At 34.2% G+C, this 22,930-nt stretch carries 19 protein-coding genes and 1 other RNA gene; 2 read left to right on the forward strand and 18 right to left on the reverse strand.

The features are described from left to right. Positions 1-29: 29 nt before the first annotated feature. Complete coding sequence (tnpB, locus tag QR40_RS00115; RefSeq protein WP_044292838.1) at positions 30-317, forward strand: IS66 family insertion sequence element accessory protein TnpB; 288 nt, start codon at positions 30-32, stop codon at positions 315-317. Between the two features lie 152 nt (positions 318-469). Then, the gene (gene tnpC, locus QR40_RS00120; RefSeq protein ID WP_044292839.1) at positions 470-2,086 is read left to right on the forward strand and encodes an IS66 family transposase; all 1,617 of its coding nucleotides are present in this window, start codon (positions 470-472) and stop codon (positions 2,084-2,086) included. A 225-nt stretch (positions 2,087-2,311) separates the two neighbouring features. Here tnpC and QR40_RS00125 read toward each other — a convergent pair whose 3' ends face one another. The 18 genes from QR40_RS00125 to ssrA form a co-directional block, all read right to left on the reverse strand. Next, the gene (locus tag QR40_RS00125) at positions 2,312-3,472 is read right to left on the reverse strand and encodes an EpsG family protein (RefSeq protein ID WP_044292840.1); all 1,161 of its coding nucleotides are present in this window, start codon (positions 3,470-3,472) and stop codon (positions 2,312-2,314) included. Positions 3,473-3,520: 48 nt separating this feature from the next. Then, positions 3,521-4,978 carry a flippase gene (locus QR40_RS00130; RefSeq protein WP_044292841.1) on the reverse strand — a complete coding sequence of 486 codons (1,458 nt, stop codon included), beginning with the start codon at positions 4,976-4,978 and terminating at the stop codon, positions 3,521-3,523. Positions 4,979-4,998: 20 nt separating this feature from the next. Then, positions 4,999-5,985 carry a glycosyltransferase family 2 protein gene (locus QR40_RS00135; RefSeq protein ID WP_044292842.1) on the reverse strand — a complete coding sequence of 329 codons (987 nt, stop codon included), beginning with the start codon at positions 5,983-5,985 and terminating at the stop codon, positions 4,999-5,001. Positions 5,986-6,064: 79 nt separating this feature from the next. Further along, positions 6,065-7,147, reverse strand: coding sequence for an acyltransferase family protein (locus tag QR40_RS00140; protein WP_044292844.1), 1,083 nt, complete (start codon positions 7,145-7,147; stop codon positions 6,065-6,067). Further along, positions 7,110-7,961: a glycosyltransferase family 2 protein gene (locus QR40_RS00145; RefSeq protein WP_044292845.1), complete on the reverse strand. Its 852-nt coding sequence runs from the start codon at positions 7,959-7,961 to the stop codon at positions 7,110-7,112. Before QR40_RS00145 ends, QR40_RS00140 begins: the two co-directional genes overlap by 38 nt. 61 nt (positions 7,962-8,022) lie before the next feature. Further along, positions 8,023-8,940, reverse strand: a complete 918-nt coding sequence (locus QR40_RS00150) for a glycosyltransferase (protein ID WP_052430632.1) — start codon at positions 8,938-8,940, stop codon at positions 8,023-8,025. Positions 8,941-8,944: 4 nt separating this feature from the next. Continuing rightward, positions 8,945-9,976, reverse strand: coding sequence for a glycosyltransferase family 8 protein (locus QR40_RS00155; protein ID WP_044292847.1), 1,032 nt, complete (start codon positions 9,974-9,976; stop codon positions 8,945-8,947). A gap of 32 nt (positions 9,977-10,008) precedes the next feature. Beyond that, positions 10,009-11,025 carry a beta/alpha barrel domain-containing protein gene (locus QR40_RS00160; protein WP_044292848.1) on the reverse strand — a complete coding sequence of 339 codons (1,017 nt, stop codon included), beginning with the start codon at positions 11,023-11,025 and terminating at the stop codon, positions 10,009-10,011. Next, positions 11,012-12,169, reverse strand: coding sequence for an acyltransferase family protein (locus tag QR40_RS00165; protein WP_044292850.1), 1,158 nt, complete (start codon positions 12,167-12,169; stop codon positions 11,012-11,014). Before QR40_RS00165 ends, QR40_RS00160 begins: the two co-directional genes overlap by 14 nt. Beyond that, positions 12,144-13,181, reverse strand: coding sequence for an Ldh family oxidoreductase (locus tag QR40_RS00170; RefSeq protein WP_044292852.1), 1,038 nt, complete (start codon positions 13,179-13,181; stop codon positions 12,144-12,146). The genes QR40_RS00165 and QR40_RS00170 overlap by 26 nt, the downstream gene beginning before the upstream one ends. A 16-nt stretch (positions 13,182-13,197) precedes the next feature. Then, the gene (gene rfbG / locus QR40_RS00175) at positions 13,198-14,259 is read right to left on the reverse strand and encodes a CDP-glucose 4,6-dehydratase (protein ID WP_200889727.1); all 1,062 of its coding nucleotides are present in this window, start codon (positions 14,257-14,259) and stop codon (positions 13,198-13,200) included. A gap of 18 nt (positions 14,260-14,277) precedes the next feature. Beyond that, on the reverse strand, positions 14,278-15,060 hold the full coding sequence (gene rfbF / locus QR40_RS00180) for a glucose-1-phosphate cytidylyltransferase (RefSeq protein ID WP_044292854.1): 783 nt from the start codon (positions 15,058-15,060) through the stop codon (positions 14,278-14,280). Between the two features lie 231 nt (positions 15,061-15,291). Beyond that, on the reverse strand, positions 15,292-16,698 hold the full coding sequence (locus tag QR40_RS00185; RefSeq protein ID WP_027293868.1) for a sugar transferase: 1,407 nt from the start codon (positions 16,696-16,698) through the stop codon (positions 15,292-15,294). Between the two features lie 31 nt (positions 16,699-16,729). Then, positions 16,730-17,485: a CpsD/CapB family tyrosine-protein kinase gene (locus QR40_RS00190; protein ID WP_044292855.1), complete on the reverse strand. Its 756-nt coding sequence runs from the start codon at positions 17,483-17,485 to the stop codon at positions 16,730-16,732. A 10-nt stretch (positions 17,486-17,495) separates the two neighbouring features. Next, positions 17,496-18,230, reverse strand: a complete 735-nt coding sequence (locus QR40_RS00195) for a YveK family protein (protein WP_044292857.1) — start codon at positions 18,228-18,230, stop codon at positions 17,496-17,498. A 16-nt stretch (positions 18,231-18,246) separates the two neighbouring features. Continuing rightward, the gene (locus QR40_RS30630) at positions 18,247-19,860 is read right to left on the reverse strand and encodes a CpsB/CapC family capsule biosynthesis tyrosine phosphatase (protein WP_081998732.1); all 1,614 of its coding nucleotides are present in this window, start codon (positions 19,858-19,860) and stop codon (positions 18,247-18,249) included. Positions 19,861-19,984: 124 nt separating this feature from the next. Next, on the reverse strand, positions 19,985-22,009 hold the full coding sequence (locus QR40_RS29350; RefSeq protein WP_052430633.1) for an Ig-like domain-containing protein: 2,025 nt from the start codon (positions 22,007-22,009) through the stop codon (positions 19,985-19,987). A 292-nt stretch (positions 22,010-22,301) separates the two neighbouring features. After that, positions 22,302-22,652: a transfer-messenger RNA gene (ssrA, locus tag QR40_RS30520) on the reverse strand. Positions 22,653-22,930: the final 278 nt, after the last annotated feature.

Here is a 22,930-nt window from a genome sequence, read left to right on the forward strand (position 1 = left end):
TAATGTTTGGATAAACTGGTCGTACGGACATGAGAAAATCCATCGATGGTCTGTGTGCAATCGTGGAACAACAGCTGCATATGGATCCCAGACGGAGTGCACTTTATCTTTTCTGTGGCAAACGCTGTGATAGAATCAAAGCATTACTGTGGGAAACTGACGGTTTTGTACTTCTTTACAAAAGAATGGAAGTACAGGGCAGGTTCCGCTGGCCAAGAAATCAGCTTGAAGTAAGACAGCTTACCTGGCAGCAATTCGACTGGCTCATGTCTGGTCTTGAAATCGAACAGCCCAAAGCATTCAAACCTACTGACTAACGGTGGAAAATATCCACACTTTTTTGTCGGGAAGTGGATCATTTTCCACTACTCGGGATAGGCTTCAAACCCTTGTAAATACTGGATTTTCCGCTTCTTTTTCTATGCTTTTTATGGTAAAATAAAAGCATAGAAAAAGGAGCAGAAAACCTATGGCTGGCAATTCAAAAGATTCAAAAATCCTTGCATATAAGGATACCATCAGTCAATTGAATACAACTCTTGCTGCACAGACAGAACTCATCAAGTCTTTGCAAAAGACCTTAGAGGCAGACCGTCTTGAGAAAGAAAATCTTCGTCAGCAGATTGAATATCTAACGAAGAAACTCTTTGGCACTTCCAGTGAAAAACGCAAGGATGTGGAGGGTCAGCTGAATCTTTTTGATGAAGCTGAGCAGGAAGCTGACAATAACTGGAATCCCGAACTGCCAGATGATATCACTGCTCCAACGCATAAACGTAAAGCAAAACGCACGCATGCAGAGCTCTTTAAAAATATCCCATCCTGTGATGAGATTATCCCTCTGCCAGAGGAAGAGAAAAACTGTCCTTCCTGCGGTGCACAGATGGAATATATCGGCAAAGAATTCGTTCGTCACGAATTTCGTTTTTCACCTGCAAAGGGTAAAGTTGTAAATATTTACCGGGAGACCTACAAATGTCCAGAGTTTGTAATATCAGAGGAAAATCCGGATGAACAGGTCTTTGTGAAAGCGCCTGTCGCAGATGCATTGATTCCTGGAAGCTATGCATCGGAATCTGTAGTTGCCTGGGTAATGAACCAGAAATACCAGAATGGTATGCCGCTGAAAAGGCAGGAGCAGGACTGGGCGCAGCTTGGGGTTGCCTTAAATCGTACAACACTTGCGAACTGGGTCATTTACTGTGCGGAGTACTATTTTAGCCCTGTATATGATTACTTTCATCGCCAGTTGCTTAAGAGACAGTATCTTATGGCAGATGAAACTCGGGTGCAGGTATTAAGAGAGCCGGAACGGAATCCAGAAACAGACTCCTGGATGTGGCTGTTCCGCAGTGGGGAAGATGAACTGCCGCCGATTGTGCTCTATCATTATACAGAAACAAGAGCCAAGTATAATGCTGAGAGATTCCTGAATGGTTTTGCCGGGTATCTGGAAACGGATGGATATCAGGGATATAATAATCTTCCCGGTATCAAGCGATGCTCCTGTTGGTCTCATACGAGACGCTACTTTATAGATGCTGTACCAAAAGGCAAGGAATATGATTACAGCAATCCTGCAGTACAGGGCGTCCAATTCTGCTCGAAACTTTTTGAATGCGAACGGTATTCAAAAGCCAAAAACCATTCAGCTGAGCAGCGAAAAGAATTCCGGCTCGCAAAAGAAAAGCCAGTACTGGAAGCATTCTGGAAATGGCTGGATCAGCAGAAACCAAACAAGGGTACCCGCCTTGATAGAGCGGTGAACTATGCCCAAAACCGGAAAGATACGCTTATTACCTATCTTGAAGATGGACACTGCAGTCTTTCTAATAATCTCAGCGAAAATGCCATCCGCCCATTCACAGTGGGGCGCCGGAACTGGCTGTTCAGTACCAGTCCCAAAGGTGCAACCGCCAGTTCTATGGTATATACCATGGTTGAGATGGCGAAAGCGAATGATCTGAACATCTATCAATATCTGACTTATCTATTGGCCGGGCGGCCAACTGAAACCATGTCAGATGAGCAGTTAGAGCAACTTGCTCCATGGAGCGAAGCTGCCAAAGCTAGCTGTCAAAACTAAAATAGAGTAAAATGCTTGCATCTATCTTTGGTGCAAGCGATATTTATTAATAGCGTAAGACTATTTTGCGCTTACCTAGCAGCAAAACTGATGTATTCAGGTAGAAAGATAAAGGAAAAATGTGGAAGAACCCCTTTTAAAGAATAGCGAATTCCGTAGTCCGGACAGGTGGTGTAATCAGCACCGGATTACTCACACATTGGAATATTCACCTTTAAATAAATTTCAATTAAAAATCCAAGTTCTGTAGGGGCTTAGCATTTCCGGTTTAAGAGAATTAATCATAAAAATCAGCAAAAATATAAACAAGCATACATAAATAAAGACTCTGATTGAACGATTTTTTTCACAATGTATAATATTGCTAAATCCAACTGTACTTACTGCTAAAAAGAAAAAAGCAATGCGTTGAAATTCACTAATAACTGTACTCATACCCATGAATAACGTTGCAATACACAGCATATTTACCGTGATGATATTCAATTCATTTTTCATTTTTTGCCTTAATAGAATCTTTTTATTCTGATCTTTTAGATATTTATTATTGCTAATATTTAAATTATTCCGCCTAGAAAGTATATAAGCTAAAGCAAAGAGCAGTAAGCAAATTAAAATAAAAATATTACTTTTAAAACCACCTTTGTTTGAATAATTTGCATAGTAATTATCATTTCCTATTACTTTAAAAAAACTATTCATGAAATCAGACGCTAGATAAGTCGCAAAATAAAATCCACCTCCAATTATAAGTAATTGTTTCAATGAAACTTTTATTCTAGCCAAAGGATATGCGATCAAGAAAACGATAGATACAGAATGAAACAATGTCGCCACTAAAACAAAAGCAATAAATTTACATCTTTTTTTTTCAATAATACAATCAAATGCAATAATAAGTGCTGCCATAGCAATGCTATGTCTTATCAAATAAAAATTTGATCCATATATTCTTAAACCTATAATCATATAAAAACTAAATGAACAAGTATATTTATTTGCTCCATATTTTATTACTAAAAAAGTAAGTGAAGCTAAAAATGGAATTGAAGTAATAAAAATCCATATGTGTTCATTAGTACAGAATAGTGTGAATATTTTAGTAATCAATTGAAGCATATTTCCACGAATAAACGGATATCTCATAAATACTTCTTGAAAATTTAAATACTGCACATTATGAAACATAGGCAAATATACATATTCAACATCATACATTCCTAATGTTTCACTACGAAATCCCATAACTAAAAGCATGATTAAAAAAATGCAATAACAACACCTTTTTTTTAAATCTTCTGACTTTTTTAATGATAATGTAGATCTCGCTTGAAATAATAATGGTACAAACATTATTAATAATATTTCAATAACATATACAGCCAACTCTTCTTTCCTCCAATTATGATTATGACCTTTAAATAAAATATTTTATTATTGTATGATATGTAATTTAGATAAAATCATCTTAATGGTGGAAATCAAAAATGAATCTTTCAATATAATTAAAGAAGCAAAATAGATTATTACTGCAATCGGAATTCCAACCAATATAATTAATTCATCTTTTTCTAGTACTTGTGTAGCCATATAGCAAGCAATCGACATTATCAGCGTTGATATAAAATATTTATAGCTACATCGTGGTATAATTCGAAAAAGATTTATTCCACTTCGCTTTACCAAAAATGCACCTATTAAAAAAGTCAAACATTCCGCAATCAAGCTTCCCCATGCTGCACCATTATAGTCTAAGTTCATAATCAACACAATGCTAAGAATAACATTGACGAACGCGGCAAATACTGTCAGTACCAAAACAGATTTCTCTTTCCCTTTTGGAATCATAATATCTTTCTGTACTATACTTGATAAAATTACAAATCCGAGCACAAAACAAAGAATTCGTAGTGTTAAAACTGCATTACTAAACTCTTCGCCCGCAATTACCCAAACAATTTGAGGGGCAAAGAAAAATAAACCTCCAATCATGGGATATATCAATATTGCCTTAAGTTTTATTGCTTTCTCCAGCAGATTATCATAATGTAATTGATCGTGAGTAGAAACATATTTCATCATTCTAGGTAAATATACTGGACTCATTGCACTAAAAAATGTCACCAATATTGTATTCATTTTAACTGCAACATTATAGTATCCTACAGCTCTATCTGTTGTTAGCATGCCTAATATAAATGTGTCCAAAGAATTATAGGCATTCATGGCGAATCGTGTACCAAAAAATACAATTACAGGGGCTAGGTGTATCGCCAAATTATAGTGCTTTAAGACCTTAAAATCAATATACATTCTCGAACGCAAAAAGTTGAAGATGTTAGCCCCTGAATTTGATATAGTTGTAATAACAATATATACCACTAAATCATTTTCATCACGCACAAACAGAAATAGACCACAAACTGAAATGATTTGCACAATAATTTGTCTGGCTGTAATATACAAATAGTCCTCGTATACTCCATATACCCAATCAAGACTTAATGCTGATAATCCTATATTGACACTATAGATAACTAAATATAGCTTATACATGCTAAATTTAGGAACTGATAAAATCAATGCTAACAATATAATATAACAAATAATCGTCGAACACATATTTAAAATGAGCAATTCCTGGGCAAACTGTGAGAATTTTTTACGATTATCCCTTATCTTTGACCCTTCTCTAATTGCATAAGTAGTTATTCCCATAGAGGCAATTAAAGTAAAAATACTAACAACAGATTTTACCCATTCATATTGACCAATACCCTCTGCACCAAATATTCTTGTAATATAAGGATATGTAATTAAAGGAATCAAAATTGTCAAAGACATTCTAACCGTATTTAATGCCGTATTGACTGTTATAGATTTTGTCTTCATTTTTTTTAATCTTTCCGCATTTACGCTTTCGACTTCGGCAAACGTATATGCCGGTTTTTATAAGTGACTATTTTTTTTGCAATATATCCATTTGGATTTAATCGCATCAAAATACTAAAAATACTTTTCTCGAAAAAATTCAAATTACGCTTATAAATCCCATCATAAATCAAGCCAATATCATATCTGGTGATTTCTCCTTGAAGTCTATATCTCAATACATGTGAAAATTTGAACATAATTATTAGATTTAATTTCTTTTTCTCCATTAAGTCAATATCAAATTTTATATGAGAAAAGGTTGACATACCCAGTGCAATATTTGTCATTTTCCACGATTGATTGCTAGTATCTGAAACTGTCACTAAATTTGTATTAACTATACGAAAATATGCATCTTTATTATTTAACATAAAAAGTATGCTTACAATTTGAGGTACTCGAGTATATCCATATGTATTTTGTTGGAATAGATAATCCCTCATGATATCTAAATTATATACCTTGTTTGACATAAAAATCAAATCACCTTGAAGATTTACAATTTCATTCGATCCATTAGACATCTCCCAATATAGATGAATAAAATGATTTAAATCATGTATATCTTTATAATCTTGAATATAGTTTCCTAAGTCATAAAGTGAAAAGTGAAGTGCTGCAATAGAGTTGTCTAAATATGAATAAATTGTTTCAACTGCATTTTCAAGTGGGTAGTCATCATCACCTAATAACCAACCCCATTTTGTTTTAGGCAATGTAAATACACCATTTATATTAACAGTTGATCCAACATTTACATTTCTTATTTGCAAAATCACTCGGTCTCCAAAAAAATTAATATATTCTCTAATTACATCTTTTACATTATAACTTGAGCAATTATCAGAAATGACAACTTGGAATTCTTGACAAGTTTGATTTTTAAGACATTTAAGAAGTTTTGTAAGGCTCTCTTTTCTATTATATGTTGGAATCATTATTGTTATCTGTTCTCTTCTATCCACTTATTTTCTTTCCTTTCATATAAATCAAATTTATAACAACTATGATGTTTTTTCAATTTTAAATATAAAGCAGATAATATCATAACTTTTGTTTGCCATTTAAAACTGGTAAATACCTATTTAATATTACACTCATTAAACTGCATCCAACAGTAATACAAAATAAGACAATAACCACTATAATGAATTCAAGAAATGCAGGCAATGACTTTATACGAAACGGCATATACTCTACTATATTCATTACTATGACTATCACAAAGTGATTTAGACACATATATAGAAGACTATTCTTTCCTATATACTGTAATATCTTAATATTCTTTAGCATAGGGCATAAAAGACTAATTCCAATACTTCCCACCGCTGCAGCAACTAAAAAAAGTGGATATAGTCCATAACTAGCTCTCGCCATAACAACTCTATCAAACGTATGATCCGTAATAAAATTGTAATTTATTCTTGACATTATATACACACTAAGTAGACACAAAATGCCTAGTAAAGTTAAATACATTTTATTTCTATTATTATTTGCAAAATTCAAAATATAGAAAAAAACTGGTTTTACCCAATACCCCAATGCAATAAAAACAACCGCGGTGAGTGCAATGTCAAAAGAAAAGGGATAGCCTAATCGTTCTATTGCAGTTCCCTCTGCCATTTGATTCATTAAGAAACTTAATACCGCAAAAACAATCACAATGCATGGTTCTAATAAGCGTTTTGAATGTTGTGTTACTAACTTAATAAAATAGTACAAACATTCTGCTACAAATAAAGTTGGTAAAAACCATAATCCTGCTTCTGCATAGACTTTATTATTAGCATAAAAAATACAAATGAGCTGTTTGACTCCAATACCGTTTGAATAAATTAATGCCCACAATAAATAAGGTATTAGAATATGTTTTGCTTTTTTCTGAATAAATCTTTTCCAATTTAGCAATGTCGGTTCATTCTCTAAAAATAAAAATCCACATAACAGAAAAAACAACGGCATATGAAAAGAAGCAGCAAATTGTTTCCAAATATCACTTGTTAAATCTTCCATATGACCTAGAATAACAAGCAAAATACCAATCCCTTTTGCTATGTCAATCTCTTTTATTCTATTACTATCATTAGCTCCACCTAATATCGATCTCCATTTTATTACCATCTATAAGTCCTTTCGAAATTGCTTTTATTTTTTCTTTTTTTTTGTTTTCATAAAACAATACACATATATATTGCTTTACAATCTGTAAATATGATTTTAATATTAAAGAAATAGAATTACATTTTCTAGCCAAATAAATAGTATTTCTTGCTATGTAGTACTTTCGAAATGCATTATGATTCTTTATGCGTACATTCCATAATAAAAATTTTCTCATTTGTATATGTCCAATTTCATGTAATATAGATACTGTATTTAAACATACAATTTTATATCCTTTTTTTTGAATTCTATAACAAAAATCAATGTCCACATTATCAATAAACATATTTTCATCAAAGCCATTAACATTATGCCAAGCACTAAGTAAAACTAGTGATCCTGACGTAATACATGAACGTATTTCTGAAGTATCATCTTTAAACTTTAAATTACTATCATAATTTCTATCTTTGATTTTTGGACATAAAATCCCAACAGAACTTGACATATATTCTTGGTATTTATCAAATATATTTTCAGGGCATACTGTATCTTGATCAAGAGTTAATACATATGAAAAATCATCATTAAGAGCTTGCCTACATATTTGATTAAGTGCTCTTGCTATTCCTATATTTTTTTTGTTTTGTATAAACACTATTTTATCATAAGCAGATATTAATAAATTAATTTCATAACAATTACATGATGCATTATCGATTAATATAATTTCAGCAGCAAATTCATATATTGCATCTAAATTTTCTTTCAATCGTTTAATCTCTGGATTATACAGTACAATTCCAACGGGTATCTCTGATTTCAATTCCATAATTTCTCCTTTGAATCTAATAAAATATGAAACCTATATAGCTAATAAATTCTAGTTATTCTCAATAACAACGAAAAAGGATTGCTAGTTTATTAATTAAATCAACAGATTTTATACCACAATTAATTTCTGAATTTAAGCATAGCATAAATGTATTATGGATTGAATCCTTGTAATGCAATATTTCATCAGTCAACTTTAGTATTTCATATGGCATCTGCTCTTGATATACTGCCATAAGTTCTTTAACTTGATTAAAGCGACGCTTTCTAAATCTGCAAAAAATATTAAGGACCGACCCTATTCTTTTAATACATCCTTTTCCATGTTCAGTTACTGTTCCTTCATGCCGGCGAAATTTGATTTCACCTTTGGGTTCGAATGCTATTGTACCACCGCATACCAAACAAACATAGTAAACCACAGCATCATGACTAAATAGATTTCCCATTCGTTCTGTAATCTTAAATTTTTGACATAAATGAAATAAATCCTTACTAAATACCATAGTACACCCTGCGAGCCTTTGTCTAGTAAGTGCACTTCCAAATGAAATGCGAAGTCCATTGAATACGTTGTCATATAAAAACTTCAAATCTTGGTCAACTACTTTTAGCCCAGAAGAATACAATTTTACGTCTCTAGGCTCCTGTTCTAGCCTAGAAATAGCATGATAGAGTTTTTCTGGTTCCCACACATCATCTTGATCTGAAAATGCATAATAATCATATAAATCTGGGGTACTTATTAATGTTTCAAAAAAGCTCCGTTGAAATCCCACATTATTACCTAAATCAAATAATATATTATCATGTATGACAGCATTTTTCCGTATAATCTCAGGTGTTGAATCGGTTGAACCATCATCACGTATTTTTAATACAACTTTAACAAATTTTTGTGTTAATATACTATCAATCTGTTCCTGTATAAATTTTTCTCCATTATATGTAGACATCACTATAAGAACTGTATACATCTTCTTAACACCCCTTCATTAAATCTTCTCTTTCCCTTTTTAACTTTCTTTGAAAGGTTAATGGTCTAATATCATTATACAAAATAGAAACTAATTTAATCATAATCTGTTTAGGTAAAATATGAGTTATTTTAACTAATATTTTACTATGCCATTTTCTATTATTGCTACTAAGCGGTATACCTTTCCAAGGCGACATTTCTCTATATTTTAAAAATACATCTTTATGCGGGTGATCACTATCTATAATCCATGGTCTACTGTTCACACAAAATAACCCTGTATAGTGTGTTATAACTGGATATATACGTGCATTATAGTATTCAATTTTATCATATGAAAAACTGTATGGTCTTCTTAACATAAGCAATTCTTCATAATCAAAAACATAATAAAGAGAATTCATATTATATTTCTGCGGTAGAATCTTTATCTTACCAGCAAAAATTGAATTTAAAATAGATTGTTCATTAAACACAAAATAGCCATTGCATTCTTGAATTTTATTGATAAATATTGGGGTAATTCGTGATTCTCTCCATTCATTAAGATTTATCAATAACATTCCTGCATTGCAATAAGTTCCTTCATCGCATAATCCTACAATCTTTCTATATTTTGAGCTCAGACAGTCATCAACACCTGCTAAATAATAACCAGTCAAATCTATACTCCATAGTTCATCCAATGGTCCTTCCACAATAGTATCTGAATCTAAATATAAAACACGATTTATTCTTAAAGGAATATATTCCAAAAGAAATAAACGATTATAACCAAAACCTAACCAAGCATTTTTACATGACTGCAGCTTTAAGTTAAATTTTTCTGACCAATTGGGCATAGGCATAAATTTTAGGATTCTTCCATATCGCTCTGCAATGGTCATTAGCCGTGCTTTATTTTCATTTGTTATACCACGCTCAATATACAGGACCTCTATTTCATCCATATGCTGATTATTTTCAAATAATGAAAGCATCGCTACACCCGTAACAGAGGCAAAAGAATCGCTACTATGATAAATTACAAACATATAATTCTCCTTAATTAACAAAAAACTCCTTCTTAATATGAAATTTTACTTTGTTGATAAAACAATTTTGCTTTTTCTATTGAAAAAAGATATTTATTGGCTCCCTGAATTTTATCTAAAATTTTAATTAATTCACTTACTTTCATATCAGGATAATTATTTAAATAAAAGCTCGCATAATCGGGATTACACTGATTTGCTGCCACAAGAAAGTATTCTAGTGAATATCCCCAAGGTTGTCGTTCAAAAACTTCTTGTAATGCTTGATCCCAGATGTCTATAACAGAATTTATTTTGAATCTATCAGGTTCAGCATAATTGAGATAATTTCCAATAAGTTCTAAATTCAAGTTACCCGCTCCACGTCCCATTCCATAAACACTGGCATCTATCACTACATCATGTTTTAAATCTAACTCAGTAAAAGCTATTGCATTTGATAATGCCTGCTGCATATTATTATGAGCATGATAACCAATGAGAACTCCTTCACCAACAAATTCATCTGCAATTCTGGCATAATGTATCAATTTTTCCTTAGACAATAGACCAAAGGTATCTACAATATATATAGCATAAGGATTTAACTGACTAAAATGCTCACACATAGATGCGAATTGTTTATCGCTATATTGCTCTACTCGAGTTGGCTGCACACCAAGCAAATAGCCTTTCTCAACTATTTTGCTTGCATATTCATAAGCTTCATCAATGCATCTCATCCAAAAAGAGTATCGCATTAAATCAGGACCATCCTCTTTACGAGCATCAAGTAAATTTAATGGATAATAATTTGCCATTTCAATTAGCGCCGAATATATTGTTCCTTCTTTTTTTTCTTTGATTATATCTGTTACCTGCTCAATTGAATTGTAAATTGCACGATGCTTCTGATATGGCTCATCTCTCATAAAACCAAGTTCAAGTATATCTGCTCCAGTAATTTCTAATTTATTTCTTATATTACAAATATTATTATAACCAAATTCCCAATTATTTACATATCCACCATCGCGCAATGTACAATCTAATATTTTAATTTTTTTCACTCTTTATTCCTCCTATTAGTTGTCTTTCAATTCTACCTTTTAAGATTAAATTAATCACCCATCCACTTATTATCGGAATACTAATTCCAGCAAAGCAGTATAAAAACGACCAAATAATAACTTCAAAAATACCATACATTTCACTATACATTACAAATCCATGCAATCCAGAAACCATATTCTGATTAATAGCTAACTGAATAACACTTACCAATGCGAACACATAATAATGCCATTTTAGAATAATCATAGAATGATCTCCACAATATGCCAACACACGACCACACCATCCCGTTAAATTTTTAGCCACATAAAAAGTAAGATATATCCCACAGATACTAAAAAAAACAAAACTAATTGGATCTCCAATTCGCATTTGTATCATATTAATTGTTTTATATCGAGCACCAATCAGTAAGACTAAAAATGTGCAAACTGCTATTATTAAATCATATTTTCCCTTCTTATGAATATTAAAATGTGCAAACTGCTTTGCTGTATACCCTAAATCGAATAACAAAAGGGCCAATGCAACTAGTATATATGCACGCTTTAATCCACCTGGGTCCATGATAAATGCTAGAAGATATAACAACACTATCAAAATATGTCTACAATATGCTGGAGATGTCAATATTAGTTCCATTCTTCTGAATAAAGCAAAAATAATACTTGTAACCATCATAATAGGTAAAAACCATAGTGGAGCTACAATATCTTCCATTTTTATACACAAAAAAATTTTAACAACATGCTTTAAAAACTCTCCAACGGAAGTAAATAACTCACTACTTGAATAAATACCAATCTTACAAAACCATTGATGAAATATCAAAGCAAATAGATTGCATAGCAAAAACGGTATATACAGCCTCTTAATCTTTTTAATTGTATAATGAAATATATTTTGACAAGAATCATCTAGAAACAAGTAACCTGATATAAAGAAAAATAAAGGCATATGAAACAAATAAATATAATTTTTTAAATAAGTAAAAATTGTACAGTGCCCTATAACAACGAGTATAATACCTATACCCTTAGCTACAGAAATGTATGTTATTCTAACTTTATTAGTATACTCCATTATTTCATTCCTTTTCTCTTTTACTATAATTTTATATAGATAGTTCTTCAAATTCATTTGCTATCAATAGCTCGTTTAATTCAGTTATGACTTTTTCAGGAAGTTCAATGCCGTTCTTGATCTTGTCGTTTCTATACTTCATATTTAAATCGCCAGGCACTAGAACTGGCGTTGACGTTGCTGAGGGGGATGTTCTCACCCGACGAAAATATAGATCCATTTCTGAATAGAAATTTTCTCCGTATACAATTTTAGGGTCAATTACAACAAAAAAATGACCAACATTCATGCATTGATTATCCTTGGAATAAAATCTGCCTACATTGTCTAGGTAAGATGCATGTGAAAGAACCCCGGCAATAATATCTATTGCCATACACTGACCATAACCTTTCGGTCCTGCCATTGGTAATATTAACCCACGAACTGCCTCATGTGGATTATCTGTCGGAATTCCATTTATGTCACTTGCCCATCCGAAAGGTATCTTTTCATCCCCATTATGAATTGCCTGGTTAATTTTAGACTTTGCAACTGCGCTAGTCGCCATATCCAAAATAAACGGTGCTTGATCCTTAGCCGGAATACCGATAGCCAAAGGATTAGTTCCAAGCATTTTTTCTTTACCACCTAACGGAGCCATTTGAGCCGGCGAATTACAACTGATAAATGCTATTTTACCGTTCTCGACTGCATATTTTGCATAGCAATAAGCAGCACTAAAAGTATTTGCATTATTGCAAAGAACCATGTGAATTCCTGAAATACAAGCTTTCTCTATAGCTATTTCCATACACTTCCATGCAGAAAGCATTCCAATTGCATTTTCTGCATCGCACACTGTAAATGCTGATGTGCTCTTTTTAATTACTAATTCTGCCTTTAGGCTGTAACCATTCTTTAGTTTCTTAATATGTTCTGGAACCATAGAAATACCATGGGTAGAAATGCCAGCAAGTTCCGCATCCATTAAGCAATTTGTAACAATCTTGGCGTCATCTATTTTTAATCCAAATTTATGAAACAGCTTTATCATAGCATCTCTTAATATTAATTCTGAAATTTTCATAATATTTCCTTTACTATTAATAATTTTTTAAAAATTCCATAATCTGTTTATCCATACACAATCGTATATCTTCACCACTAATCCAACACTTGCTCCATTCAACTACTTTTTCAATAGCAATTTCTAGATTCCAACGTGGTTTCCAATTAAATGTATTTTTCAATCTTGAACAATCTAATTTCAAAAAATTCGCTTCATGTGGTCCTCCATCATATTGATTTATCCATTTTACTCCATCTCCCCACTTTCTAACAAATAAATCAACAAGTGCCCCCGTTTGAAAACAATCTGCATCATCAGGCCCCACATTATAATAGTTAGAATAGTTTCTGTCCTTATATTGCATGGCAGCAATCATCAAATAAACAAATAACGGCTCAAGCACATGCTGATATGGACGTGTAGAAAATGGATTTCTTACAACAATATCCTCATTTATAGTTGCTGCACGTATACAATCTGGAATGATGCGATCATTTGCAAAGTCTCCACCACCAATAACATTACCAGCACGTGCCGTGGAAATAGCCACACATCCATCAGAAAAGAAACTGTTTTTATAGCTATGAGTTACTAATTCGGAACACGACTTAGAATTGGAATACGGGTCATATCCATCTAATTCTTCACTTTCACGATATCCCCATACCCATTCTTTATTCAAATAAACCTTGTCTGTAGTTACATTCAAAAAAGACTTCACGCAGCTACTATTTCGTATGCATTCTAAAACATTAACTGTCCCCATTACATTTGTTTCGTATGTATATAATGGGTTCTTATAACTATCACGAACAATTGGTTGTGCAGCTAAATGAAATACAATTTCAGGTTGTGCTTCCTCAAAACACATTTTCAATGTTTTATAGTCACGAATATCACCCCTCACTGAATTGATATCTTTTTCAATCCCAGCAATTTTGAAGATTGAAGGTTCTGTGGGAGGCTCCAATGAATACCCCCATACAATTGCCCCAGCATTTACAAGCATTTTACATAGCCATGCTCCTTTAAAGCCAGTATGCCCTGTTACAAGTACTTTTTTCCCTTTATAAAAACATAAATCAAACATTTTCATTCCCCCTATTTTTAATAACTATTCATCCCATTTTATCCATGGAGCTGTCCCATCCATAATCATCAATTCTAATTCTTTCATTTCACGCTTTGTATCCATACACTGCCAAAAACCATTATGTTTAAATGACATTAACTCACCTATTTTTGCAATGCTCTCCATTGGCTCTTTCTCAAAAACTGTTTCATCTGAATCAATATAGTCAAAAACATTAGGATTTAATACCATATACCCAGCATTAATGAGAGCTCCATCAGACTGACTCTTCTCACGGAATGCCCTAACTGAATTATTATATGCAATGTCCAGCACACCCTTTTGTTGCTCAATCATCACTGAAGTTAAAGTAGCAATTTTGCCATGTGCTTGGTGAAACTTAACTAAATCTGAGATATTAACATCACATACACCATCTCCATAAGTCATCATAAATGTTTCATTTCCTACAAAAGGTTGTATACGCTTAATACGTCCTCCCGTCATAGTATTAAGTCCGGTATCTACCACAGTAACTTTCCAAGGTTCGCAATGTTGGTTATGAATTATCATATCATTACCACCTCTTGTAAAGTCAAAAGTAATATCACTGTTATGAAGAAAATAGTCCGCAAACCATTCTTTAATTACATGTTGCTTGTAACCAGCACAAATAATAAATTCATTATAACCGTAGTAAGAATATTCCTTCATTATATGCCAAATGATTGGCTTTCCACCGATTTCTACCATTGGTTTCGGTTTTAACTGCGATTCCTCAGATATTCTAGTCCCAAAACCACCTGCTAAAAGTACAACTTTCATATATTTCCTCCAATTTTCTTCAAGTATATTCTATTAATTTATTAAGCATCACTGTGCTTTTCCTTAACTTTACAATAATGGTTCTTAATTTTACTTGATATAAACTATCCAGATCTAATATCGTAAAAACTTTAATCTTTCCTAACACTTCAACATAGAATGGAATCATAATTGTAAAAACAAAATGTAATTTTTATATTATAACACACAATCTATTAGACAGGCATTCTCCTAGCTTGCATGCCTATCCCCAAACAAAACCCCCACCGTCTTCACCAATATCTTCAAATCCATCCCAATATCCCAACTATCAATATACTGAGAATCCAACTCCACAACCTCTTCAAAATCCGTTATGTCACTCCGCCCACTAACCTGCCAAAGACCAGTCAGCCCCGGTTTCATACTAAGCCTCTTCTTATGATGAGATTCATACTGCTGAAATTCCCCTACCGTAGGGGGTCTGGTACCAACCAAACTCATATCTCCCAACAGCACATTAAAGAACTGAGGAAACTCATCCAAACTTGTTTTTCTTATAAACTTACCAACCTTCGTAATACGCGGATCATTATCCATCTTAAACATCAGCCCACTCATCTTATTCTGCTTCATAAGCTCTGCTTTCCGTGCTTCCGCATCAATATACATAGAACGATACTTAAACATCTTAAATCGACGTCCATTTCTACCTACCCTCTCCTGCTTAAAGAAAATAGGCCCTGGAGAATCTATCTTTATAATCAGTCCAAGTATAATGGTTAGTAACACCGTAAAAATACTTCCTACCAACCCACCTGCAATATCCATAGCCCTTTTAGCAATATTCTGAATAGGCGAAATCTCTCTTCGGCTGGAAGCCAACGTCGTAAATCCACCTATCCTGATAATTCTCTCATTTGTCAATTCCATCCCAAAGTTAGCCAGATTAATATATAACATACTGCCTATATCACTAACAAGATTTATTAACTTCTGAAAATCATCATTCTTCATATTTCCATCTAAAAAGACAGCATCAACCACATTCTGTATAACATACTGCCGTACCGTACTATGCCCGGCTACCACAGGAACTCCCGCTATCGTTTGCCCTGTCATTTCCTTATCCAGTATTGCGCAGCCAAAGACATCATAAAACCAATCGTCATTTTCATTCATGCTTTTCAGTATAGCACCAATCTTATCAGATGTAGTAATCACCAATAGCTTCTGGCTTGTCCCATTACCTTTATGCTTGGTATTAAAATATTCCTTATACCAATAACGAACAATCCAGTCAAATACTATCTCAAGCAAGTAGAATACTATAAATACGGTTCTTGAAAACTCTTTTCCTTTGCCAAGCATATACAGACTCACAATCAGCAGGGCAACTTCAAATGTGCTGATTTTTAACACATTCCGAAATTCCCTGTAGTATCCTCTGTGAGACATATCCTTATAGGGATCTAAAATCTTAATCAGTACAACCCGCAATACCACAAGCAAAAAGTACCCCAGCAAAAACACACTGCTCTGAAATAATGCTATACTGCCTGTTCTTAAATAGATACACAAGAAATAAACTGCCGTTAGTATCGCAAACTCAATTATTGCTATATAAGTTCTATATAATTTATTTGCACGTGGGTTCATTCATAACTCTCCCGTTTCCTATTAATATAATCTAATTTCCCGCTACTGCCTCTTTTGCTGCATTTTGAACATCTTTTTCCCCATAACCATAGCCATAATAACCGCCATACTTTTTACCATAATATTTTCCATAATAACGGCCATAATAACCTTTTCCATCCATATCAACTTTATTTAATACTGCACCTAAGATTTTACAACCGCTCTTCTCCAACTGCTGTTTTACCTTCTGCGCAAATTTATAACTAATAATATCAGCTTCAATTACAAATACAGCACCATCGCTAACTGTGGAAACAATTGCTGCATCAATAATGCTTCCCAATGGCGGACAATCAATAAATATGTATTCATACTCCGGACGTAACCGGGCGATTAATTCTTCAAATTTATCACTACCCAGCAATTCTGATGGGTTCGGAGCCACTGGCCCAGTAAAGATAAAGTCCATATTTTCTATATTTGTACCGCACAGACAATCATCCAATGCACATTGTCCGGTCAGATACTCTGATAAACCTTGAACCTTTTTATCCGCCTGATATCTTGCAACGGTTACTGATTTACGAATATCTGCATCGATCATCAATACTTTCTTCCCAGCCTCTGCCATAGAACTGGCAAGCCGGAAGACTAATGTTGATTTTCCTTCGTTTGGAAGGCAGCTTGTAAATGAAACAACTTTTATTTTTTCTCCACAAAATTGAATATTCGTACGTAAAGTTTTGTATGCTTCACTTGACTGGAAATTTAGTGCATCTATTTTTTCAAAATTTACTTTTTTCATAATCTTCTCCTTACCGCCTGAATGGTAATTTTCTCTGTCTGGATTGTTTCTTACTTTTATCACCAGTTGGTATTGTTCCTAATGTTGTGATTCCAAGATACTTCTCAATGTCATCTGCTGTTTTAATGGTATCGTCCATCATAAAGATTAATATTATAATAAATGCTGCAACTACTGCTCCTAAGAGACCGGCAATGGCACAATTTTTAACTGTACTAGGACTACTTTTTGTCTCTGCTATATGACCTTTCTCGACAATACTTGGTTTGTCTTCCTGCTTCATAATATCTGCAATACGATCAGAAGCAACTTCAGCTACTTCATCTGTAATTGTCTTCGCCATTTTTGGATCCGGGTCTGTCACTGTAATTGTTATAATTCGTGTATCAGCCGGATTTGAGATCTCAATCTTCTTTAACAGCTCTTCATATTTCAGATCAAGTTTCAGATTTTTGATTACTTCTTCCAGAACCGGACGGCTCTCCACTAATATAGAATAATCTTTTGTTAGCTGTGATCCCATCTGTATATCTGCCAGGGATGTGATGCTTGTTGACTTTGTCAAAATATACAACATTGATGAAGATTTAAACTGAGGTGTAATCATTGTCTTTGTAAATATTCCGGCAACTCCGGCACATACTACCATTGCCAATACTATAATCCACAATTTGTGCAAGAGGACAAAGAATATTTCTTTTAAGTCAATTTCCACTTCGTCGTTTTGTAATTGATTGGTTTCCATTCGTAATTACCTTTCTCTAAATGTATTTATTTTGTAAAATGCATTCTGGATTGTCTACTAACATTTTTTTAATCTGCGCAGAATCGCAGATGGTTCCCAGATGCTGCAATGACTCTTTGATTTCCGGAGTGCGGTGACCTGCATCATGACAATCTGTTGCCAGGAAATCAATATCGCCATTTTTTATCAATTTCAAGTGCCTTTTCACACTTGCATGATTCATTTGAAGTAATGCCCCTGCGTTTTTCAGTTCTTTTAAATTCTGGGGATTATCCATTACATTTTTATAACGCTCTACGTGGGCAATGATTGGAATATATCTTGCACGTAAAAATCCTGTTGCCGCTTCATAAATCTTACGATAGGATTCGTCTGTCCTGAATTCTACCAGTACATAGCGGCTGCCCGCCAGGGTTAATGCCTTCCCCTCTTCTACTCTTCTGATGATTCCATCTGAACAGAATAACTCGTTTCCTAAGTATAGATCAAAATCAGGGTATTTTTCATGGATCCTATTTTGAGTATTTTGTAAAATTTCTTCTAACTCTACTTTACTTTTTTTATGATGTCCGATATGGTAATGCGGGGTTGCAATCATTTTACGTGTTCCCTGCTGGTACGCAATGTCTACCATTTTCATTGTCGTTTCCATATCTTTCGAACCATCATCTACACCTGGTAAAATGTGGCTATGCATGTCTATGTAATTTTTTACGTCTATTTTAGATCCTTTTACGCTTCTGCGAATCTTGCGTATTGCCAGTATTACAACAATGATACCCAAGACTATCAATACACCAATCGCTGCTACAGGACCTTTATTTGCAAGGATGCTGGTTAAGCTGTTTCCTTTATTTTCTTTGTTAATTGCAGATGGATCATTTTTTTCGGTAAGACCTTTTGTCCCTTCTGCATTCTTAATTAATGAATCTATGTAATCCTGCTCTTCTTTAGATGTATCTGTGTATACATTATCATCCAAGAGTTCAGGTTTTTTCTTTTTCTCTGCTATATCTGTTTCTTTTTGACTTTTATTCGATGCATCTTTGGAATCTTTGCTATCTCTATCGCCTTTACTATCATCTGAATTTATAGATGCAGATGCATTTTTATCTGATGTATCTGAATTTGAATTGTCTTTTCCATCGCCCGCTGTATTTGCTTCGCCTTCATTTGTATCACTTCCCGGTTTGTCTGTATCCGTCTTATCTTTATCATTCTTATTATTCGGTTTTTTCTTATCGCCTGTTCCCGATCCATTTCCATTGCCGTTATCGCTTCCTGATGTATCAGGTTCTGTTGAAGGCTGTCCCGTTCCCGAGTCTCCTCCATCCGTTGGAACCAGATATCCCTGATTCACTCCGCTGCCCACAGAAGCATACATCTGCCCTATTAATTCGTCAGCCTGCGCCTGTGTCAAGTCTACCCCATCTTCAGCCAGCTTCGCCTGCAGCATTCCAAGATATTCGCTTCCTGCCACATATGTTCTTCCATTATAGGTAAATGTCCCGCTTGCCGCTCCTATGATACTCGATTCCGGTCCATTTATGTCACCAGCGTATACTGTCATCGTCATTGCTGTCGATAGTAGTATGGGTGCAAATATAATGGGGGTTTTCCACTTTTTCATTTAAGGTTCCTCCGTCTGTCCTGGATAACTTTTCCTGCCAATCCTATTTCAGGTAAAAAGCAGAGGCACCATTTTCAGGCACCTCTGCCTTCTAACTTTGGTTTAAAATATCAACTGATATTTGTTATTGTACTACTACAAGGTAATTTCTGAATACTTCATAAATTGTATTAGCAACTTCAGGTGAATTTTTAATTACTAATTCTCCTGCGTTATTTGTACCAACTGCAGCTTTAGTTCCATTGATATTAAATACGATCTGACTATCTTTTAAGGAAATATTCGTGATATTAGATTTTGAAACACCTCTTTCAACAAATAGTCCGCCATCAAATTTATATTCTTTGTCGCCTAAAGCTATTAATCCTGTACTAATGCCATCAATAAGTTTCTGGATCTGATCTGAATTCACACCACGAGCAAAGGTGAGTTTCACTACATCAAATGACTTACCGTTTAACATTGGGAACATATCTTTTCCATCTTTTGTAAATGTAAATCCATCTTTTCCTAATGTAACATTATAAGTCTGTCCATTCATAACAACATTGAAAGCTTTTGCAAACTCTGGGAAGTTACTCTTTGCAGCCGTAACTAAATCTCCAACAAAACGATTCAATGTTTCTCTGATTTCCGAAGTCTTATTTTCATCCCAGGACATTTTTCCATTCACATACAATTCAATTGTGTTACCTGTACTAACATTTTTCTTAACCGCTAATTTGTTAATAGTAACACCATTTACTTTCACATCTGCAGAAGCTGTCTTTTTACCATCTGCTGTCGTAACCGTAATTTTTGCAGTACCGGCTGCTTTAGCACTTACAAGACCGGTAGAAGAATTAACAGCTGCAACATTTGGGTTGCTGGATACAAATGTAACATTTTTGTTACTTGCATTTTGTGGAAGGACATTTGCCGTTAGCTGAGCTGTTACATCTCCAAATGTACTGTCAGTAGAAAGTACTAAATTTGAAGTATTAAGCGTAACACCTGTTACAGGCTGAACAACCTTAACCGTAACCTTGCCATAAACTTTGTTCAAATTACCATCTGTAATCTTAACTGTAATTGTAGCTGTACCAGGTCCCACAGGTTTTACCATAGCAACACCTTTGCTGGTCTTTTCTACAATCGCAACCGCTTTATTGCTGGTTGAATAAGATGCAGTTCTGACAGTTGCTTTAGACGGAGTAGTCACTGCATTCAGTTTTGTTCTGGCTCCACCTACTGTTAAAGTACTTCTTGTCGCCTTTAAATCAACACTCTTGACATTTACAGTATCTTTTACTTCAACTGTAATTTTAGTACTCTTCTTACTTCCGTCTTTTGCGGTAATGGTAATTGTAGTAGTTCCTTTGCTTCTTGCTGTCACAATATCATTGCTACTAACTGTCGCTACTTTCCGATCACTGGAGCTAAAAGAAAGATCTTTGTTCGTAGCACTTGATGGAGAAACCTTTGGGCTTAACAAGAGCTTGCCGCCAACACCTATTTCTACTTTTTTGCTTTCTGGTACAATAGAAGATACATAACGAGGTCTTACTTCTACCGGAATTTTTAACGATGCGTCCGCACCATTTTTAAATCCATCATAAGCTTTAACTGTAATAGTTGTTTTACCAATTTTCTTTGCTGTGATAACACCATCTTTGCTAACGCTTATAATCTTGCTATTGTAGTTTTTGTAACCCCAACGATCAAATACTGCTGTATCCGGAGAATATGTAGGATTGATTGATGCTTTTTTCCCAACATATAATTTAAAACTCTTTTTACTAGCAGACACTGTTTTAACTTTTTGTCTCACATTCAGCGTAATCGTATCTGTTTTTGTTTTATCAGATTTGGAAGTTACCGTGATTGTAGCTTGACCTGGTCTCTTACAGGTAACGCGACCCTTTTCATCAACGGAAGCTACAGACTTTTTGCTGGACTTATAAGTCACAGCCTTGCTGCTATTATCCGTCACAGAAACTCTGGTCTTCAGATCTACTATCGTAGAACCTTTCTTTGTCAACCAAACAACTGCGCTTGACTCTTTGGTCGGTTTAGTAATTGTTACGCTCTTAACAGCAGCATTCGCAGTTAATCCGAAGAACAACGACATAACCATAATCACCATGATGCTTTTCGTGATTCGTTTCATAACACTACCTCCTTATAATTTTTTGCCTTGGCATATTTTGTCGGATGCTCGTTCTCCAACTACAGAGTTATTATCCTACTTTTTGGTGAATATGTCAATCCCCGCCAATTGTCATTTATGTCATAAACGTGGTTGTTTGTTACATTTCCCTTATTTGCAATTGTATAAATTTTTATACAATAATGTGCAACCGGAATTATGAGAAACATATGTAATTCATACCAGAATAGTGGGTTTTTACACAAAAAAAAGCTATAGCCTCTGTTATCGTTCAGAACCTATAGCATTTTATAGATGGAGCTGAGGGGAATCGAACCCCTGTCCGAAAGCCTATTCATTGAAGCATCTCCCATCACAGTCATTAATTTAACATTCCCTCTATCTGCCGCTTAATGACAAGCTGCAGACTTTAGTAGCTTCATAAGTTCTTTTATTCCCTCAAAGCTTTGGAAACAAAGTGCCTCACATTATTTGATGCCGGTGACTTAAGCTGTGAGTGACCCAAGGCCGACAAGCAGCATTAGGCTGCTGCTAACGAATAATTATCGTCTGCGTTTATATTTTTTGTCCGGTTTGCTGCGTGGTCCCGGCCCACGGATGGCTTCTCCAATTGCAAAACCCCCGTCGAAACCAGTACAACCCCTGATCAGGTGTATTTGGTTTTGCAGACGTTTGCATTTTAGAAATATAAATTAAAATTTATGTTTCTCAGTTGTTCCATTATAGTTGATATTGTTAGGAATGTCAAGGTTATTCAGATATTTTGTATTAACATATTATGTAAACCTTTATCATATGCGAAAATGCTGCGCTTAAATATTTATCACGCAGCATTTTCAACATTATTTCGATATCTATTCCATATCTTTAATTACTATATATCTCACGTTACAATAAGTTATATCACGTTTCGTTCATTTA

The organism is Robinsoniella peoriensis (genome assembly GCF_000797495.1).
Lineage (GTDB): Bacteria > Bacillota > Clostridia > Lachnospirales > Lachnospiraceae > Robinsoniella > Robinsoniella peoriensis.

What these genes read in the sequence shown, in the direction of transcription:
- tnpB (WP_044292838.1), top strand. Translation starts at nt 30, where the DNA reads ATGAGAAAATCCATCGATGGTCTGTGTGCAATCGTGGAACAACAGCTG.
- rfbG (WP_200889727.1), bottom strand. Translation starts at nt 14,259, where the DNA reads ATGAAAATGTTTGATTTATGTTTTTATAAAGGGAAAAAAGTACTTGTA.
- QR40_RS00185 (WP_027293868.1), bottom strand. Translation starts at nt 16,698, where the DNA reads ATGAACCCACGTGCAAATAAATTATATAGAACTTATATAGCAATAATT.
- tnpC (WP_044292839.1), top strand. Translation starts at nt 470, where the DNA reads ATGGCTGGCAATTCAAAAGATTCAAAAATCCTTGCATATAAGGATACC.
- QR40_RS00155 (WP_044292847.1), bottom strand. Translation starts at nt 9,976, where the DNA reads ATGTTTGTAATTTATCATAGTAGCGATTCTTTTGCCTCTGTTACGGGT.
- QR40_RS00190 (WP_044292855.1), bottom strand. Translation starts at nt 17,485, where the DNA reads ATGAAAAAAGTAAATTTTGAAAAAATAGATGCACTAAATTTCCAGTCA.
- QR40_RS00165 (WP_044292850.1), bottom strand. Translation starts at nt 12,169, where the DNA reads ATGAATTTGAAGAACTATCTATATAAAATTATAGTAAAAGAGAAAAGG.
- QR40_RS30630 (WP_081998732.1), bottom strand. Translation starts at nt 19,860, where the DNA reads ATGAAAAAGTGGAAAACCCCCATTATATTTGCACCCATACTACTATCG.
- QR40_RS00195 (WP_044292857.1), bottom strand. Translation starts at nt 18,230, where the DNA reads ATGGAAACCAATCAATTACAAAACGACGAAGTGGAAATTGACTTAAAA.
- QR40_RS29350 (WP_052430633.1), bottom strand. Translation starts at nt 22,009, where the DNA reads ATGAAACGAATCACGAAAAGCATCATGGTGATTATGGTTATGTCGTTG.
- QR40_RS00145 (WP_044292845.1), bottom strand. Translation starts at nt 7,961, where the DNA reads ATGGAATTGAAATCAGAGATACCCGTTGGAATTGTACTGTATAATCCA.
- QR40_RS00140 (WP_044292844.1), bottom strand. Translation starts at nt 7,147, where the DNA reads ATGGTAATAAAATGGAGATCGATATTAGGTGGAGCTAATGATAGTAAT.
- QR40_RS00170 (WP_044292852.1), bottom strand. Translation starts at nt 13,181, where the DNA reads ATGAAAATTTCAGAATTAATATTAAGAGATGCTATGATAAAGCTGTTT.
- QR40_RS00130 (WP_044292841.1), bottom strand. Translation starts at nt 4,978, where the DNA reads ATGAAGACAAAATCTATAACAGTCAATACGGCATTAAATACGGTTAGA.
- rfbF (WP_044292854.1), bottom strand. Translation starts at nt 15,060, where the DNA reads ATGAAAGTTGTACTTTTAGCAGGTGGTTTTGGGACTAGAATATCTGAG.
- QR40_RS00150 (WP_052430632.1), bottom strand. Translation starts at nt 8,940, where the DNA reads ATGTATACAGTTCTTATAGTGATGTCTACATATAATGGAGAAAAATTT.